Consider the following 16506-nt stretch of genomic DNA (forward strand, 5'->3'; position numbering starts at 1 on the left):
GAAAGCGTCTGTTACCACTGTGCGGCAACAGACGAGGCAGTGGAATTAGCCAGTCTTCCCCAAGCCATCCAAATACCGCTCCGCATCCAGCGCCGCCATGCAGCCCGAACCGGCGGAGGTGATGGCTTGCCGGTAGATGTGGTCGGCCACGTCGCCCGCAGCGAATATGCCGGGGATGCTGGTGGCGGTGGCGTTGCCCTCGGCACCGCTTTTGACCTTGAGGTAGCCGCCGTTCATCTCCAGTTGTCCGTCGAACAGGTCGGTATTCGGTTTATGCCCAATGGCGACAAAGACGCCCTGTACAGAAATGTCCTTCGTACTGCCATCCTGCATGCTCTTGATGCGCATGGCGTTGGCGCCCTTTGCATCACCTAGCACTTCATCAAGGGTGTGGTTCCACTCGATGGTGACCTTGCCACTTTTCACTTTCTCGACCAGGTGGTCGGCGAGAATCTTTTCAGATTTGAATTTGTCGCGGCGGTGTACCACGGTGACGTGGGAGGCGATGTTGGAGAGGTACAGCGCTTCTTCCACAGCGGTGTTGCCGCCGCCGATGACCGCAACCGGCTGGTTGCGGTAAAAAAAGCCATCGCAGGTGGCGCAGGCCGATACGCCGCGGCCTTTGTAAGTCTCCTCGGAGGGCAAGCCCAGGTACATCGCCGATGCGCCGGTGGCGATAATCAGAGCGTCACAGGTGTACACCCCGCTGTCGCCTGTGAGACGGAAGGGGCGTTGCTGCAACTCTGCTTTATTAATGTGGTCAAAGACGATCTGTGTGCCGAAGCGCTCGGCGTGTTTCTGCATGCGCTCCATGAGTTCCGGGCCTTGCACGCCTTGGGCGTCACCGGGCCAGTTGTCGACATCGGTGGTGGTCATTAATTGCCCACCTTGCGCCAGACCGGTGATGATCACAGGATTAAGGTTGGCGCGCGCTGCATAGACGGCGGCGGTGTAACCGGCGGGGCCGGAGCCCAGGATCAAAAGACGGTAGTGTTTGGTTTCGCTCATGGGTATCACATCACATATATGGCTTGAGGGGCTGTATAATAGGGCACACTTCATTTATCAGTAAACAGGCTAGCATGTTTTTTGCCGCGGAGGGCGCAGAGTTTTCTTTTGGGTGCGTGGCGCAGAGCGTTGTGATGTGGCAACGTCAAACCGACATGAACCAGATGTATTTCTTTGATTTCATTGTGATCTCTGCGCCTTCATGGCTAAATAAATCTTATTTTAAGGGTTCGATTCTTGGCGCAAGCAACACGTAAAAAAGACGGCGGATCGCCATTGATCGGAGCCGTCAGCCGCGGTCTGCGCGAAGGCGCGCTCCTGGTGCTTGGTGCGATTGCGGTATATCTGCTGATATCGCTGGTAACCTATCACCCCTCTGATCCGGGCTGGTCGCATACCGGCATGACTGACAAGATTGAAAACAGCGGCGGCGTGGCGGGCGCGTGGTTCGCCGATGTTTTCCTTTATCTGTTCGGCTATTTCGCCTACCTTTTTCCAGTAATGGTCGGTATTGGCGGCTGGCTTCTGTACAAGGAACAGGCCGAGGACAGGGCGGAGGCGCTGCAGCATCTGGGGTTGCAGGTGGCGGGGTTTGTGCTGACGATGATGGCGGGCAGCGGGCTGGCCACGCTGCGCTTCAGCTCGAAAGTACCCGATCTGCCGCTCAATTCCGGTGGCATCCTCGGCGACGTGGTGGGGGGTACACTGGCGGGCGCATTCAGCCCCATCGGGGCCACGCTGTTCCTGCTGGCGCTGTTTCTCACCGGTGTCACACTATTTACCGGACTGTCCTGGTTTCGCCTGATGGACGCCACCGGGCGAATGACCCTGCGGGCGCTGGATAGCGCACGACTGAGTTTGTTGCGATTCAAGGAATACCTGGCCGGGCGGCGCGCGAGCCAGGTGCGTGGCGAGGCGCTGGTGGCCGATAAAGTCATGCGCGAGCAGCGCCCACCGCCGCGCATCGAACCTGTGATCAAAAAGGTCGAGCCCAGCCCACGGGTGGAGAAGGAACGCCAGATCACGATCCCGATGTTTGAGCATTCCGCAAATACCGAGTTGCCGCCGCTTGCACTGCTCGACGCTCCCGATGCGCACAAGGAGTCGGTGTCCCCTGCTGCGCTTGAGGCCATGTCGAGGCAAGTTGAAATGAAGCTCAAGGATTTTGGTATCGATGCCATCGTGGTGGAGGTGCATCCCGGGCCGGTCATCACCCGCTTCGAGTTGCAGCCCGCAGCGGGGGTGAAGGTCAGCCAGATCACGGGGCTCGCCAAGGACTTGGCGCGCTCCCTCTCTGTGATCAGTGTGCGCGTGGTGGAAATCATTCCCGGCAAATCTGTGGTTGGTTTGGAGATCCCCAATGAGCACCGCGAGATTGTGCGCTTGAGTGAAATGTTGCGCTCAAAAGAATACGACAACGCCTCCTCGCCGCTGAGTCTGGCGCTGGGCAAGAATATCGCCGGACATCCGGTGGTGGTGGATCTGGCCAAAATGCCGCACTTGCTGGTGGCGGGTACCACCGGCTCGGGTAAATCGGTGGCGGTTAATGCCATGATCCTCAGCCTGCTTTACAATGCTACGCCCAAAGAGGTGCGGTTGATCATGATCGACCCCAAGATGCTGGAGCTGTCGATCTACGAGGGCATCCCCCACCTGCTGACGCCCGTGGTGACAGACATGAAGGAAGCTGCCCACGCCCTGCGCTGGTGCGTGGCAGAAATGGACAAGCGTTACCGCCTGATGGCCGCCATGGGTGTGCGTAATATCGGCGGCTATAATAAAAAGGTGCAGGATGCCATTGACGCAGGCCAGCCGATTTCTGACCCTCTCTTTAAGCCAGCGCAGGGCATGGTAGCCCAAGAGCTAGCTCCGTTGCCCTACATCGTGGTGGTGGTCGATGAGCTGGCCGACATGATGATGGTCGTTGGCAAAAAAGTTGAGGAGCTGATCGCGCGTCTCGCCCAAAAGGCGCGTGCCTCGGGCATACACTTGATTCTGGCAACCCAGCGCCCCTCGGTGGATGTCATCACCGGTCTCATCAAGGCCAACATCCCGACGCGCATCGCCTTCCAGGTTTCCTCCAAGATTGATTCGCGCACCATCCTTGATCAGATGGGGGCGGAGCAACTGTTGGGGCACGGCGACATGCTGTACCTCGCACCCGGCACCGGCTTGCCAGTGCGAGTGCATGGCGCGTTTGTCGCCGACCATGAGGTGCATAAAGTCGTGGACCACCTCAAGCGTCTTGGCGAGCCCCAGTATCTTGATGAGATTCTTCAGGGTGACGATGCGGGCGGTGGGGGAGAGTATATGGGCGAGGATCAGCCGCCCGGTGGCGAGGCCGATCACCTTTACGATCAGGCGCTGCGTATTGTCACTGAATCACGCCGCGCCTCGATATCTGGCGTGCAGCGTCGTCTCAAAATTGGCTACAACCGTGCCGCGCGCCTCATCGAAGAAATGGAGCGTTCCGGTGTCGTCGGCCCCCTGCAATCCAATGGCGCGCGCGAAGTGCTCGCGCCGCCACCACCTTCAAGCGATTAGTAGGTATCATGCAATTACGAAACGAAACATTATTTCAGTCCTTGTGCAAGACGGCTGTCCTTATGGTTAGCCTTGCAGTATGCGTGTTGTCGGCGTCCGGGACGTACGCTGCGGACGCTAATGGCGAGCGCTTGCAGCGCTTTTTCACCGAGGTGAAAAGCCTGCGCGCCGACTTCGAGCAGACAGTCACCGACGCCAAAGGCAAGGTCATACAGGAGGCAAAAGGCACCTTTGCCCTGCAGCGCCCCGGAAAATTTCGCTGGGATTACCGCGCGCCCTACCAGCAGGTGATCGTTGCGGACGGGCGCAAGATCTGGGTTTACGACACCGATCTGGAGCAGGTGACAGTCAAACCCCTGGACTCCGCGCTCGGCGGCACCCCTGCACAACTGCTCAGTGGCATCCGGCCCTTGGAACAGGATTTCGTCATCACCGGCCTGGGGCCGCGCGACGGCCTTGAGTGGGTTGAGCTGGTTTCGAAGGCAAAGGAAAAGGAGTTTGAGCGGGTACGGTTAGGATTCGATCAGCGCGACCTGCGCATGATGGAGATAGCCGACAGCTTTGGCCAAAGCACCCGATTGAAATTCAGTAACTTACAGCGCAACCCTGCTATCGATGCAAAGACATTCGTGTTTGTCCCGCCTAAAGGGGTCGATGTGGTGAGCGATTGAGGAAGAGGGTATCCTGAAAAGTGGAATCGTAGGGTGCGTCCCACGCACCACAATCATTGGTGCGTGGGACGCACCCTACATAACTGAGCGTCAGCCATCGCTAGCTTCTATGGCTGACGCCTTTGATGCACTGAAAGGCCAAGGCTTGCCATCCTTGGCAAGCCCCCTCGAAGGGTAAGTTACTTAACTGGCCTTGGGGTGCCCGGCATCTTTATGTGCCGGGCATGTATTGATTCCCAGCAGCGTGTAAGCAGGGCACCAGCCGATCAGTGCCGTTGCGATTGGGATGATCCCGAGCCACCCCCAGGGTGTCTGGGGTCCGACAAACACCATGCTGATAAAGCCCAGCCCAGCAACAACACGAGCTATGCGGTCAATGTTTCCGACATTGTGTTTCATGGCGCGCCTCCATTATATAAGAATTACATTAAATACTAATATTATATTCCCGTATTTGTCAAGTGGCATTTACGTCGCCTGAAATTTTCCAGCAAGCGCGGCGCGTGCCTCGTAGGCCTGCCGTGCAATGCTGATATCCTCCAGAAAGTAAGGCAGCTCCTCCAGCAGAAGCGCCTGAGGGCCATCTACCAGCGCCTTGGCGGGGGCGGGGTGAAAATCCACCAGTATCATGTTTGCCCCGGCCATGACGCCTTGTGCCGTCGCATGCATGATGTCGAGTATCTTGTCGGGCGCACGGTCGCGCGTGCCGACGGAGTGTGAGGGGTCGATGCATACCGGCATGCGTGTCAGGCGTTTGACCACGGGTACATGGGCGAAGTCCACGAAGTTGCGGTGCGGGTCGCCCGCATTGGTCTTCATGCCGCGCAGGCCGAACACCACCTTGCGATTGCCCTCGCTGGCCAGATACTCGGCGGCATTCAGCGATTCTTCGAGCGTAATGCCGAAGCCGCGCTTGAGCAGCACAGGGAATTCCAGTTGCCGCCCGACGATTTTGAGCAGCTCGAAATTCTGGGTGTTGCGCGTACCGATTTGCAGCATGACGCCAGTGGGGTTGCCGGTTTGCTCCAGGGCGTCACGGATTTCATTGACGTGCGATTCGTGCGTCACTTCCATCGCGATGACCTTGATGCCGTATTTGCCCGCGAGCTCGAACACATAGGGCAGGCAGGCTTTGCCGTGGCCCTGGAAGGAGTAGGGGTTAGTGCGCGGCTTGTAAGCGCCCATGCGCGTGCAGACCTGGCCGTTGTCGCGCAGCGCCTTCAGCATTAATTCGACATGCTGCGGATTATCGACGGCGCACAGGCCGGCGAAGACATTGAGCGTGTCTTGTCCGAAACGCACGCCATTGTAATCAAAGTGCGTGGATCGCCCGTCGTCCTTGTGTCTTCCCAGAATCCGGTATTCTTCGGAAATGCGCACCACGCGCTCCACGCCCGGCAGGGCCTGAATGTCTTCCTTTGAGAGCACCGAGGTGTTGCCGATCAGGTAGAGTTCAGTCAGCACCTGCTGCGCGCCTGTTTCCTCATGCAGCCGGATCTGGATGTTCGGCAGATTGCTGAGGGATTCCATCAGCGTGAGATATTCCGCGCCGGATTTGTCTATGTTCGGTTTAAGTATGACGATCATTGGGTTTTCCCATGCATGTTCATTTGATGATGGAATTTTTGCATAAATATCACAGCATGTCGCGTCTTGCGGTTATGTCGCCACTGTGTAGTCCGTGCTCCCTTCTTCGTGTGGCCCAAATTTTCGTGGCTAATCACGCTGATTTACAGGCTGGCGCAACCGCATCAGGACAACCTGCCAAACTGGCTGGCTGCTCATTGATCAGCCACTCTTCGGGAAATGCGACACCATACCCCTGGGCATAATCGACACCGATCAGCTTGAGTTGATTCTTGATGCTCTCGTTTTCAACAGACTCGGCAATGGTCTTGATGCCCATCACCCGGCCCACCTGGGCGATGCAGGTTACCATGGCCAGATCGACTGGATCATCTATCATGTCCTTGACAAAGCTACCGTCGATTTTCAGATAGTCGACCGGCAGGTTTTTGAGATAGGCAAAGGAGCTCAGACCGCTACCAAAATCATCCAGGGCAAAGCTGCACCCCATCTTGCGCAGGCTGTTCATAAAGCTGCGCGCTGATGAGAGGTTGGCGATTGCCGCAGTCTCTGTTATCTCAAAACAGATGCGCTGGGTATCTACGCCACTGCTTTCAATTTCACTGACAACAAACGCCAGAAAGTTCTCGTCATTGAGTGATTTCCCCGAGAGGTTGAGGTTGTAAACCACTCTGCCATCATGCTCCATTGACATCATGGCTAGCGCATTTTTTACCACCCAGCGATCCACGTCCGACATGATGTTGTAGCGCTCCGCAGCAGGGATGAACGCCATCGGCAAGACCACCGCCCCGCCGTTGTCGTCACGCATTCTGAGCAGAACCTCGTAATGTATTGGGGCTTGCTCATGATTTAGTGGCACTACCTGCTGACGATAGAGTACAAACCGGCTATTTGCAAATGCTTCATGGATCTTGTGCACCCACTGCATCTCGCCCTGGCGGTTCATCAATTCACTGTCATTCAGTGTATAAGCAAAGATCCTGTTGCGTCCCTTGTCCTTGGCAACATAACAGGCGGAGTCCGCCGCGCTCATCACCTCGTGGATCGAGCCGATTTCCGGAGTGATCTCCACTAACCCCATGCTGGCACCAATATCAAAGGTTTTGCCCTGCCAGACAAATCGGTACTCACGAATCAGCTGGTGAAGAACCGCGGCAATTTCCTTAGCCTTTTCGATCGAGCACCCTAGCATGATCAAGCCAAACTCATCGCCACCAAGGCGGGCCAACAGATCGGAGTCACGGATATTCTCGCGCAACAGGTGTGTCACCTGCCTTAAAAGCTCATCTCCCGCAATGTGGCCGCAGGTGTCATTCACAACCTTAAACTGGTCGAGATCAAGATAGCAGAGCACATCAGCTTTACCTCCCTGTCTGACCCGCTCGAGTGAACGTCCGAGTTGCAGCTCGAATTCACGACGGTTGTAGAGACCGGTCAGTTCGTCATGGCGCGCCTGGTATGCCAGCTGCATCGCCATGGCCTGCTCGGTGCTGACATCGCGAAAGACAATGACCGAGCCCATGACTTCATCGCTGCGATCGCGGATACGCGCCACGGAACACTTGATTGCGTATTCATGGCCGTCATTGCTTCTCAAAAGAAACTCGCGCCTGATACCGGCCGCGGCATGCTCCAGCGTCTCATCTTCGAGAATGGCAGTCTCGGGCCTGCCGTTCTCCTGGTCGTAGGTAAGAAACACTGTGCCCAACAGCTCTCCGGTGGCGCTCCCATTCCTCCAGCCGGTCAGCTTCTGGGCAACCTCATTCATGTGCTCAATACGGTTGTTGTTGTCAGTCGTGATTACGCCATCGGCGATGGAGTACAGCGTCACCTCGGCCCGTTCCTTCTCCCGGAAGAGTTCGTCCTTGGAGATTTCAGTGGCGATACTGTGCTTAAGATCGCCCTTGAGTGAATGCCTGATAAAAAGGATAGTCGCCAGATAGGCCAGGAAAATCGCGGTGGGCAGTGCCGGGTTGATGTCGCTCAGGCTCATGTCGCGACAGAACTCGATAATAAGCGGCCTGCCGATACTGTTCATGTCAACAACCTGCCTGAACTCCGGCAGCAGCCATTCAAATCGGTCCGAATGCGAGGGGGCATTGTAATTTAGGAGGTGTCCGGCCACATCATACTTGTCAAAGCTGCTGTGATAGAGCGTGACACTGGTTGTTGTTGCATCCAACGAGTCCAGTACATAGGATTGCAGCATCTCAGGGGAGACCACCACGGCAAACAGGCCATCGACATGCTCAATCCGCTCTTTGATATCTTCAGGAACGATGTTGCCTTTATAGACGGCCTTGAAGAGGATGAACATCGGTTTTCCGGCAAAGAGTGTGACCGGTTTTGAGCTCACCGTCTCACCACTTTCAATGGCCGCGCGGATGGATTTCGCCAACTCCGCATCGGAAGAGAAATCGACCCCGATCAGATGAGAGTTTGCCGGCTCGAGCGGCTCGACAAAGGTGAGCGGAAAATAGAGCTGCCGCATTTTGGCTGGGATGAAATCAGCCTCGCCTGTTCTGTCGAGGATATTGAAGGCGGCATAGCCTTCCTCCCGCATCTGCGTCTCAAAGGCGGGGCGTTCCTGTTCATTAACCTTCCTCAGATACTGGATGGAGTAGACATGGGGATGGTTGGCCAGCATAGCCCTCGTGAAGATGGAGAACTCACTGTGGCTTTTTTCGATGTGCGAGCGATGCCAGCCCGACAGTGCTGAGATAACGGCCTGGCTGTCGTTGATTTTGTTCTGCAACTGCGCGTAGGCAGCCTCGGTACGATCCCGGAAGTTGCTCTCGGCGGTCTTCACATCTATTTTGAAAGCGATCGCCAGCATCAGCGCTGCGATTAAGGTGCAGGTCAATATCGCCACACTCATGCGCATGCGATAGGTATGGATGAATTTTGTCTGCTGGCTACTTTGCACGGAATTTCTTGCTTTTCAACATGATGAAATCAGGAAGCTTGACCCCCATCCTGGCTGCAAGCTCGGGATTCACATACATATCCCAGCGCTGGCTCGGGATGATCTGGATCTTCACAGGTGGGGTGCCTGCCAGTATCTCAAGGGCGCTTTTGGCCGCCCACTCGCCATGCTCACGGGCAATCTTGGTCATGCCGAGGGCGGCATAGCGCATCATCCAGTCATAGTTGGTCAGACTCAGCTTGACGCCATGCCGTGAAACTAGCTGATGCGCGTGAGTTTCATTCCAGTCAGCGATACCTGAATCGGTCCCCAGAATGACGAAGTCACTCTTCTGGGCCTCAAGGTAGGCTCTGTCCCACTCTGCCTGGCTGTTGGCAAGGCGTTTGAAGAGTTTCAGATCATAGCGCTGCGCCACCTCCTGAAAGCGGACATAGCTCTTCTGTTCCGTCTCGGTATCTGCACCGATGTAGAAGCCTAGGCGGGCGGTGGGCACTATCTGCCGAATCATTTCGTACATCTCGTGCAGCGGCGAGACCTCGATCATGCCGGTGACGTTGCGAAAGGGATAGCCATACTCGGCAACAGTCAAGTTGATACCACAGAATACAAACGGAATGGCGCTCTCTTTGAAGTAAGGAACCACCACGTATTTTGAGGCGTTGTCATCAGCAACGATCACCACATCGGGGCGCCACTCTTCGATGTAGTTTTTTACCTCAAGCCCTTTGGCAATCTTGTACGCTTCATTTTTGTGGCGTTTAGTGTCCATGTTGAGCTGTTGCAGCTCACACCGGCCCTTGAGAACATCGCGAACCCCAGCTTCGATGCCATCGGCCCAGGCATAACCCTGATGATAGGATGAGACAAACAGGCAGCGTGCCGCTTGAGCCGATGTTATGCTGCCCATGCCCAGCAGTAGCGCCGCAATGAGCATGATGCGGGAATGGTGAATGCCGACCATAGAGCCTCTTGTCTTAATCTTGCTTGATGCCTATTCCACATATGGAGAGTGCTGTCTTGCGCCTGCAACGTTCCCCCGGCATAAATACCACATTTCTTTTTGATAAAGTACCGCGACCCAATTAATCAATACAAGCTAACCACTTGGCCTTGTTTCCCTTTTCTATGGGGTGAAGACAAAAGGCATTGTATAAACAGTATCTTATCCGTGAGATTGAATGTATCGAAAAGCCATCAATCCCTCCATTCGGCGCCGCTGCCAGAAATGACTCTTGGGAGGTTCCCTGGAACGGCCCGATCGGTTCAATTAGGTTGAGTGGATATCAGTTTTCCCCGGAGGAATTGTAATTTGCTAGCAGCCTGTCGGACTTAGGGGATCGTAGCGAAAAAGTGGGGGAGCGAGGACAGTTTTTTGCTATTTTGAGGAGAATAGCTGGCACTATTTAACGAAAAATAGCGGAAAAATGGACCGCTCTCCCGCTTTTGCAGTAGATTCGACCTAAGTCCGACAGGCTGCTAGGCCGAGGCGGTGAGGACTTTTCTAATCGCCAGTCACAAGGATGCGCAGGAGAGGTGATTTTGAGTGGGCTCTGCAGTTGGGAAGGTTTCAATTTCGATATTAAACACCACCGGCTAACCTGTGCAGCGTAAGAGACAAGCGAAGGCTAGGCGAGCACCATGGATGAGATTTCCCGGCGGGATCATCACATTGTGCGCCTGAGCAGGGGCCGCAATTCCTTGAGCGTGCGCGTGTTCAGCACATCCTTTTTCTCCAGCCAACCACGCCGTGCCTGCCCCACACCAAAGCGCAGGTTGTCCAGGTCCAGGGTGCTGTGGGCGTCGGAGTTAATGCTTACCAGCACGCCTTCCTCCTTGGCCATCTGGCACTGGGTGTCCAGCAGATCAAGGCGCTCCGGGTGGGCGTTCAGCTCCAGATAACAGCCCCGGCTCTTGGTCTTGCGGATGATGCGTAGCATGTCTACGTCGTAAGGTTCGCGCTGTTCGAGCAGCCGTCCGGTGGGGTGGGCCAAAATGGTGAAGTGGGGGTGATCCATGGCGCGCAGGATGCGCTCGGTCTGTTTGGCTCGGGGCAGATCGAACTTGCTGTGCACCGCGCCGATCACCAGGTCCAGCCGTTCCAGCACGGAATCCGGCAGATCCAGGCTGCCGTCTTCCAGGATGTCCACCTCGATGCCTTTCAGTACCGTGATGCCTTTCAATTCGGAATTTAGGCGGTCAATTTCGTCGATCTGTTTCAATAATCGTTGCGGGTCGAGGCCGTGCGCCACGGTCAGGCGGCGCGAGTGTTCGGTAATGGCAAGGTATTCAAAACCCCGTAACTTGGCCGCCAGCGCCATGTCCTTGATCGTGTTGTGGCCATCGGTAGCCTTGGTGTGGGCGTGCAGATCGCCTTTCAGATCGCGCAGCTCAACCAGATGCGGCAGGCGTCCTGCGCGGGCTGCCTCGATCTCGCCGCGATCCTCACGCAGCTCCGGTGGGATATACGGTAACCCTACCGCCCGATATACCGCTTCCTCGGTTTCCCCGGTGATGCGCTCCTCGCCCTTGAACACCCCGTATTCGTTGACTTTCAGGCCTCGTTCCTGCCCCAGTCGGCGGATGGCGATGTTGTGCGCCTTGGATCCGGTAAAATACTGCAATGCGGCGCCGTAACTTCCCTCATCGACCCGCCGGAGGTCCACCTGGAGACCGCTGCGCAGCACGACGCTACTGCGGGTGGTGCCGCTGGAGAGCACGGTTTTTACTTCATCGTAGGCGGCGAATCGCTCCATGACGGGGCTGTCGGGGCCAGCGGTGACCAGGATATCCAGATCTCCCACCGTCTCCTTCATGCGCCTGAAGCTGCCCGCTACCACCACCTGCCCGACGCCCTTGACCTTTTTCAGGTAGGCCGCCAGCGCATTGGCATACTGGCTTGCGACGGCCAGCTTAAAGCGCCGCGCCTGGGTTACGTGTGTTTTCACTGACTCAAGGATGCGCTGCTCAGTCTTTACACCAAAACCCGCTAGTTGCCGAATGCGCCCATCATGTGCGGCGCGATAGAGCTGCTCCAGTGTTTGCACGTCCAGGTCGTGGTAAAGCGCCTTGACCCGCTTCGGGCCAAGCCCAGAAACTTTCAACAGTTCAGTGATGGCGGGTGGCAGCTCCTTGTGCAGTTTGTCGAGCATGGAGCATTTTCCGGTTTCGACAATTTCACGGATCTTGGCCGCAAGATCATCGCCAACTCCTGGCAGTTGCGTTAAATCTTCTCCTTTTTCCAGCAGCGTCTTGATGTCGCGTCCCAGCTCGCCCACTGTGCGGGCGGCATTGCGGTAGGCGCGGATGCGGAAGGGGTTGGCACCCTGAATCTCCAATAAATTGGCGATCTCCTCAAAAATCGCGGCGACATCGGCGTTGTGAATGGGCATGGCTGGGGTGTTTGTTCTTCGCGTGGTTTGAGGGAAAACATAACACAAGAAATCTGCATGACTTTTGATCTATATCAAGGAAACCGTATGGCGAAGCAGTAACAATAAGCCCATAGGATTGTTTATCAAAGGACACGGCCATGAAAATCACCCTCAGCGTTATCAAAGCGGATATCGGCTCCATCGGCGGGCATATCGCGCCATCGCGGCGTTTGCTTGAAACTGTGCGGGCTTATGTGCAGGAACATGGGAGCGGCCTGATAATTGATAATTATGTCAGCCACACCGGCGATGACATTGCCATATTAATGACTCATACCCACGGCACAGGGAATGAACAGATTCATAAACTGGCCTGGGATGCCTTCATCACTGGCACGGCGGTTGCCAAGGAGCAGGGTCTGTACGGCGCGGGGCAAGATCTGCTGAAGGATGCGTTTTCGGGCAACGTCAAGGGCATGGGTCCGGCGGTGGCGGAAATGGAGATCGAAGAGCGGCCCAATGAGCCCTTCCTGTTTTTCGCCGCTGACAAGACCGATCCCGGCGCCTTTAATCTGCCGCTTTACCTGGCGTTCGCCGATGTCATGAACACGCCAGGCCTGATCCTCTCGCCTAATATGTCCAAGGGTTTCCGGTTCGTGATCATGGATGTCAACAACACTGAAGGCGACCGCGTCATAGAGCTGAATGCCCCAGAGGAACTCTACGATATCGCCGCTTTATTACGTGATGCCGAGCGTTATGTGGTGGAGTCCGTCTGGTCTCGCGCCAGTGGCGAACAGGCGGTGGCAGTGGCGACTTCGCGCCTGCACAACATCGCCGGCAAATACACCGGCAAGGACGATCCGGTGATGCTTGTGCGCGTGCAAATGAATTTTCCCGCCACCGGCGAGGTGCTGGCTCCGTACTCCATTGGCCATTTCGTCGCCGGTTGCATGCGCGGCTCACACCAGATGCCGCTGATGCCCGTCGCACTCAATACCGGCACCAGTTATTTCGACGGCCCACCACTGGTGAGCTGTGCGGCCTTCGCGGAGCACAACGGCAAGCTGACCGAGGCATGGGATGCGTTCGCCCATCCCTTCTGGAATACGGTGCGCAACCGCGTCGCCGACAAGGCGCAAGAGATGCGCCGTCAAGGTTTCTTCGGCGCGGCCATGCTGCCGATGTCCGAACTGGAATACACCGGCATCATGGAAACACTCAAGGTATTGGATGCGCGCTTTACGGTGCGTGGCGATTGAAACAGTGAGGGTGGCGATGGTAATCACATCAACCGCATTCAGTCACAATGGCACCATCCCGCGGCTATATACTTGCGATGGCAATGATGTCTCGCCACCCCTTGCCTGGTTCGGCATTCCCAGCGAAACGAAAAGCCTGGCACTGATAGTGGATGATCCCGATGCGCCGGATCCTGCCGCGCCAAAAATGACTTGGGTGCACTGGGTTCTGTATAACATTCCACCCACCGTTACGGGGCTTGCTGAAGGGGTTCCCCCCAAAGAGTTGCCTGCCGGGACGCTGCAGGGTATCAATGACTGGAAGCGCACCGGATACGGTGGTCCGTGCCCACCCATTGGCCGCCACCGCTATTTTCATACGCTTTATGCATTGGACGTGATTCTTCCTGCCTTGGGGAGTCCAGGCAAGATGGCTCTGGAAAAGGTAATGCAAGGGCACATTTTAGCCAAGGCGGAATTGGTGGGCACTTATCAGAGGGGTAGATAATAGCTTGTCATGAAGGAGGGCGATATCGTTGGTCAGGTTGGCGCGCAAGTGGCTATCTGGCATGATTCCCCAACATTAAACCTAAAAACGGCAGTTGACCGCTTCTCTGGACGGCTAGAAATATGTTTTCAATAGACTTTATCATGCCCTGTGGGTTCACCTGTTTGGTGAAGCCCGCTACGGGGCGGATTGCACGATTTTCAGTGTGCATGGCAGCGTTGCAACTCCTTGGAATGGAACAACCATTCCGCGTCGTTGCGCCTTGCTCTGCACCCCGAAAACCGCACACTCTGCCCCCCGTCCAACTGCCGTTTTTAGGTTAAACCGATCACGAACTCTCATTACTAAGGAGGCATAAATGTACAACCATATCCTGGTTCCTGTCGATGGCAGCAGTACATCCGATCTTGCCGTGCAAGAGGCGATCAAGCTGGCGAAGGATCAGCAACAAACTCAACTACGCTTTGTTCATGTAGTAGAGGAGGCGCGCGTTTTTTGGTACGGAGAAGGGTATAGTGATATCGTCAGCCTCCAGACTTCCTTGCGTGAAGCAGGCAAAAATATACTGGGTAAGGCTGAAACACTAGCCCAACAGGCTGGGGTCACATCTCAAACAAAGCTGCTTGATGCCGATGGTGAACGGACCGCCAGGGTGATCGTGGAGGAGGCCCAAAGCTGGCCCGCCGATGTTGTCGTCATGGGTACCCATGGCCGGCGTGGTTTTGATCACCTGATTTTTGGCAGCGTGGCGGAAGGCGTGGTGCGTATCGCGCCAATGCCGATTTTGTTGATTCGCGGAGCTAAGAAAGTAGGGTGAAACCCTACTGGAAGAGACCCTAAGCAGGCTGAATGAAAACACGCCATCCGCCTGATGTTGTATCTCCCTCGTTAGGCGGATGGCGCGGCAATGTCAGACCATATCCTTCAATGCTTTCAATGGCTGAATCTTGACCGCAGTGCTGGCCGGTTTGGCCTTGAACACCATCTCTTCGCCGGTGAAAGGGTTGACGCCCTTGCGTGCCTTGCGGGCCGGTTTGGTGACGGTTTTGATCTTCACCAGCCCTGGCAGTGTGAACACCCCGGCAGCACCTTTTTTGATGTGGCGCGCAATCAGGGAGGACAATTCATCCAGCACAGCAGTGGTTTGCTTCTTGGTCAATCCGGTGTTTTCCGAAATCGTCAACAGCAACTGGGATTTGGTCAAAGGCGCGCGGATAGCGCTTGTGCGGCTGGGGGATGCTGCTACGGTTTTTGTCTTTACGGGAGCTTTGGCGGCAGGTGCGGCTTTTTTCACTGTCTTGGCGATGCTCTTTTTCTTTACGGCCATGTAGTAACCTCAGTCATGTTGTAGAGTTTTACGTTAATCAACGCGCGGTTTTGCTGCGAGTTGCGCGCATCGCATGGTAACTGACTCATTTGCGGAAGATCAAGCGGCTTGCAACCTGTTTAAGGGTGGCGCAGATAATCGTCCCGGCCATATTGTGATAGGATTGCAGTAACCCTGAAGGAATCTCCCCATGAAGGGGACAATGGCAGCGTCCCACAATGATTGAAACCGACCGTCTGATTACACCCGCGAATCTTCGTGAAGACGATGTAATTGACCGCGCCATCCGCCCCGCGCGCCTGGCTGATTATGCCGGCCAGCCCGCCGTGCGCGAACAGATGGAGATCTTTATCGACGCAGCAAGGCGCCGCGGCGAGGCTCTTGATCATACCTTGATTTTCGGGCCACCTGGATTGGGCAAGACCACGCTGGCGAATATCATCGCCAATGAGATGGGCGTCAATGTCCGGCACACGTCCGGCCCGGTGCTGGAACGCGCAGGTGATCTGGCGGCGATACTGACCAACCTTGAGCCGCGTGATGTGCTGTTTATTGATGAAATCCATCGCCTCAGCCCGCTCATCGAAGAGACACTGTACCCCGCCATGGAGGATTACCAGCTCGATATCATGATCGGCGAGGGGCCTGCGGCACGTTCCATCAAGCTTGATCTGCCACCCTTCACATTGGTGGGGGCGACGACACGCGCGGGTTTACTGACATCCCCCTTGCGCGACCGTTTTGGCATCGTGCAGCGCCTGGAGTTTTACTCCACGGTTGATCTTGCCTCAATTGTGGGGCGCTCTGCCCGAATTCTTGGCGTGACGTTAGAGGAAGAGGGTGGGCATGAAATCGCGCGCCGCGCGCGCGGCACACCACGTATCGCCAACCGTTTGCTGCGCCGGGTGCGGGATTTTGCCGAGGTTAAGGCAAATGGCGCCATTTGCCGCGATGTGGCTGATCGGGCGCTGAATTTGCTCGGGGTAGACGCCAATGGTTTTGACGCGATGGATCGCAGATTGTTGTTGGCCATTCTTCAGAAGTTTGATGGCGGGCCAGTGGGTGTTGACAGTCTGGCGGCGGCAATTGGCGAGGAACGTGGCACGATAGAGGATGTTGTTGAGCCTTTTCTGATCCAGCAAGGCTTTATGATGCGCACGCCGCGTGGACGGGTGGCAACCCGCAACGCATATCTGCATTTCGGCTTGGTGCCGCCGCAACGGGACATCGTCGCTTTGTGCGGGGATGACCGGTCGACACAGGACAGGCTTGATCTATCGGAAGAAGGTGGAGCGAGATAAGTGTGCTTATAACATTGAA

13 protein-coding genes are annotated in these 16506 nt (G+C 56.0%); 6 read left to right on the forward strand and 7 right to left on the reverse strand.

Features of this window, described 5'->3' with window-relative positions; genetic code table 11:
• Positions 1 to 45: 45 nt before the first annotated feature.
• The gene (gene trxB, locus M3A44_07530; protein ID MEQ6341497.1) at positions 46 to 1008 is read right to left on the reverse strand and encodes a thioredoxin-disulfide reductase; all 963 of its coding nucleotides are present in this window, start codon (positions 1006 to 1008) and stop codon (positions 46 to 48) included.
• 276 nt (positions 1009 to 1284) lie between these two features.
• Here trxB and M3A44_07535 point away from each other — a divergent pair, with 276 nt between their 5' ends.
• Positions 1285 to 3552: a DNA translocase FtsK 4TM domain-containing protein gene (locus M3A44_07535; protein MEQ6341498.1), complete on the forward strand. Its 2268-nt coding sequence runs from the start codon at positions 1285 to 1287 to the stop codon at positions 3550 to 3552.
• A 62-nt stretch (positions 3553 to 3614) separates the two neighbouring features.
• The gene (gene lolA, locus M3A44_07540; protein ID MEQ6341499.1) at positions 3615 to 4223 is read left to right on the forward strand and encodes an outer membrane lipoprotein chaperone LolA; all 609 of its coding nucleotides are present in this window, start codon (positions 3615 to 3617) and stop codon (positions 4221 to 4223) included.
• A 183-nt stretch (positions 4224 to 4406) separates the two neighbouring features.
• Here the strand turns inward: lolA and M3A44_07545 are convergent, their stop codons facing one another.
• From M3A44_07545 to polX, 5 genes are all read right to left on the reverse strand, one after another.
• A complete protein-coding gene (locus M3A44_07545) occupies positions 4407 to 4622 on the reverse strand; it encodes a DUF2892 domain-containing protein (protein ID MEQ6341500.1) in 216 nt (71 codons plus the stop codon).
• A 69-nt stretch (positions 4623 to 4691) separates the two neighbouring features.
• Positions 4692 to 5810: a 3-deoxy-7-phosphoheptulonate synthase gene (locus M3A44_07550; protein ID MEQ6341501.1), complete on the reverse strand. Its 1119-nt coding sequence runs from the start codon at positions 5808 to 5810 to the stop codon at positions 4692 to 4694.
• Positions 5811 to 5943: 133 nt separating this feature from the next.
• Positions 5944 to 8739, reverse strand: coding sequence for an EAL domain-containing protein (locus M3A44_07555; protein ID MEQ6341502.1), 2796 nt, complete (start codon positions 8737 to 8739; stop codon positions 5944 to 5946).
• Positions 8729 to 9700 carry a hypothetical protein gene (locus M3A44_07560; GenBank protein ID MEQ6341503.1) on the reverse strand — a complete coding sequence of 324 codons (972 nt, stop codon included), beginning with the start codon at positions 9698 to 9700 and terminating at the stop codon, positions 8729 to 8731. Before M3A44_07560 ends, M3A44_07555 begins: the two co-directional genes overlap by 11 nt.
• Before the next feature lie 703 nt (positions 9701 to 10403).
• On the reverse strand, positions 10404 to 12128 hold the full coding sequence (gene polX, locus M3A44_07565) for a DNA polymerase/3'-5' exonuclease PolX (protein MEQ6341504.1): 1725 nt from the start codon (positions 12126 to 12128) through the stop codon (positions 10404 to 10406).
• 140 nt (positions 12129 to 12268) lie between these two features.
• Here polX and M3A44_07570 point away from each other — a divergent pair, with 140 nt between their 5' ends.
• The 3 genes from M3A44_07570 to M3A44_07580 all read left to right on the forward strand — a co-directional run bounded on the left by M3A44_07570 (position 12269) and on the right by M3A44_07580 (position 14676).
• Positions 12269 to 13372 carry a fructose-1,6-bisphosphatase gene (locus M3A44_07570; protein ID MEQ6341505.1) on the forward strand — a complete coding sequence of 368 codons (1104 nt, stop codon included), beginning with the start codon at positions 12269 to 12271 and terminating at the stop codon, positions 13370 to 13372.
• Positions 13373 to 13382: 10 nt separating this feature from the next.
• Positions 13383 to 13859 carry a YbhB/YbcL family Raf kinase inhibitor-like protein gene (locus M3A44_07575; protein ID MEQ6341506.1) on the forward strand — a complete coding sequence of 159 codons (477 nt, stop codon included), beginning with the start codon at positions 13383 to 13385 and terminating at the stop codon, positions 13857 to 13859.
• Between the two features lie 358 nt (positions 13860 to 14217).
• Complete coding sequence (locus tag M3A44_07580; GenBank protein MEQ6341507.1) at positions 14218 to 14676, forward strand: universal stress protein; 459 nt, start codon at positions 14218 to 14220, stop codon at positions 14674 to 14676.
• A gap of 93 nt (positions 14677 to 14769) precedes the next feature.
• On the opposite strand, the gene M3A44_07585 is transcribed toward M3A44_07580, so the two are convergent.
• A complete protein-coding gene (locus tag M3A44_07585; GenBank protein ID MEQ6341508.1) occupies positions 14770 to 15186 on the reverse strand; it encodes an HU family DNA-binding protein in 417 nt (138 codons plus the stop codon).
• 218 nt (positions 15187 to 15404) lie between these two features.
• Here M3A44_07585 and ruvB point away from each other — a divergent pair, with 218 nt between their 5' ends.
• Positions 15405 to 16487 (forward strand): Holliday junction branch migration DNA helicase RuvB, encoded by a 1083-nt coding sequence (gene ruvB / locus M3A44_07590; GenBank protein MEQ6341509.1) that lies wholly within the window; start codon positions 15405 to 15407, stop codon positions 16485 to 16487.
• Positions 16488 to 16506: the final 19 nt, after the last annotated feature.

The sequence above is a fragment of the Gammaproteobacteria bacterium genome (assembly GCA_040183005.1).
GTDB lineage: Bacteria > Pseudomonadota > Gammaproteobacteria.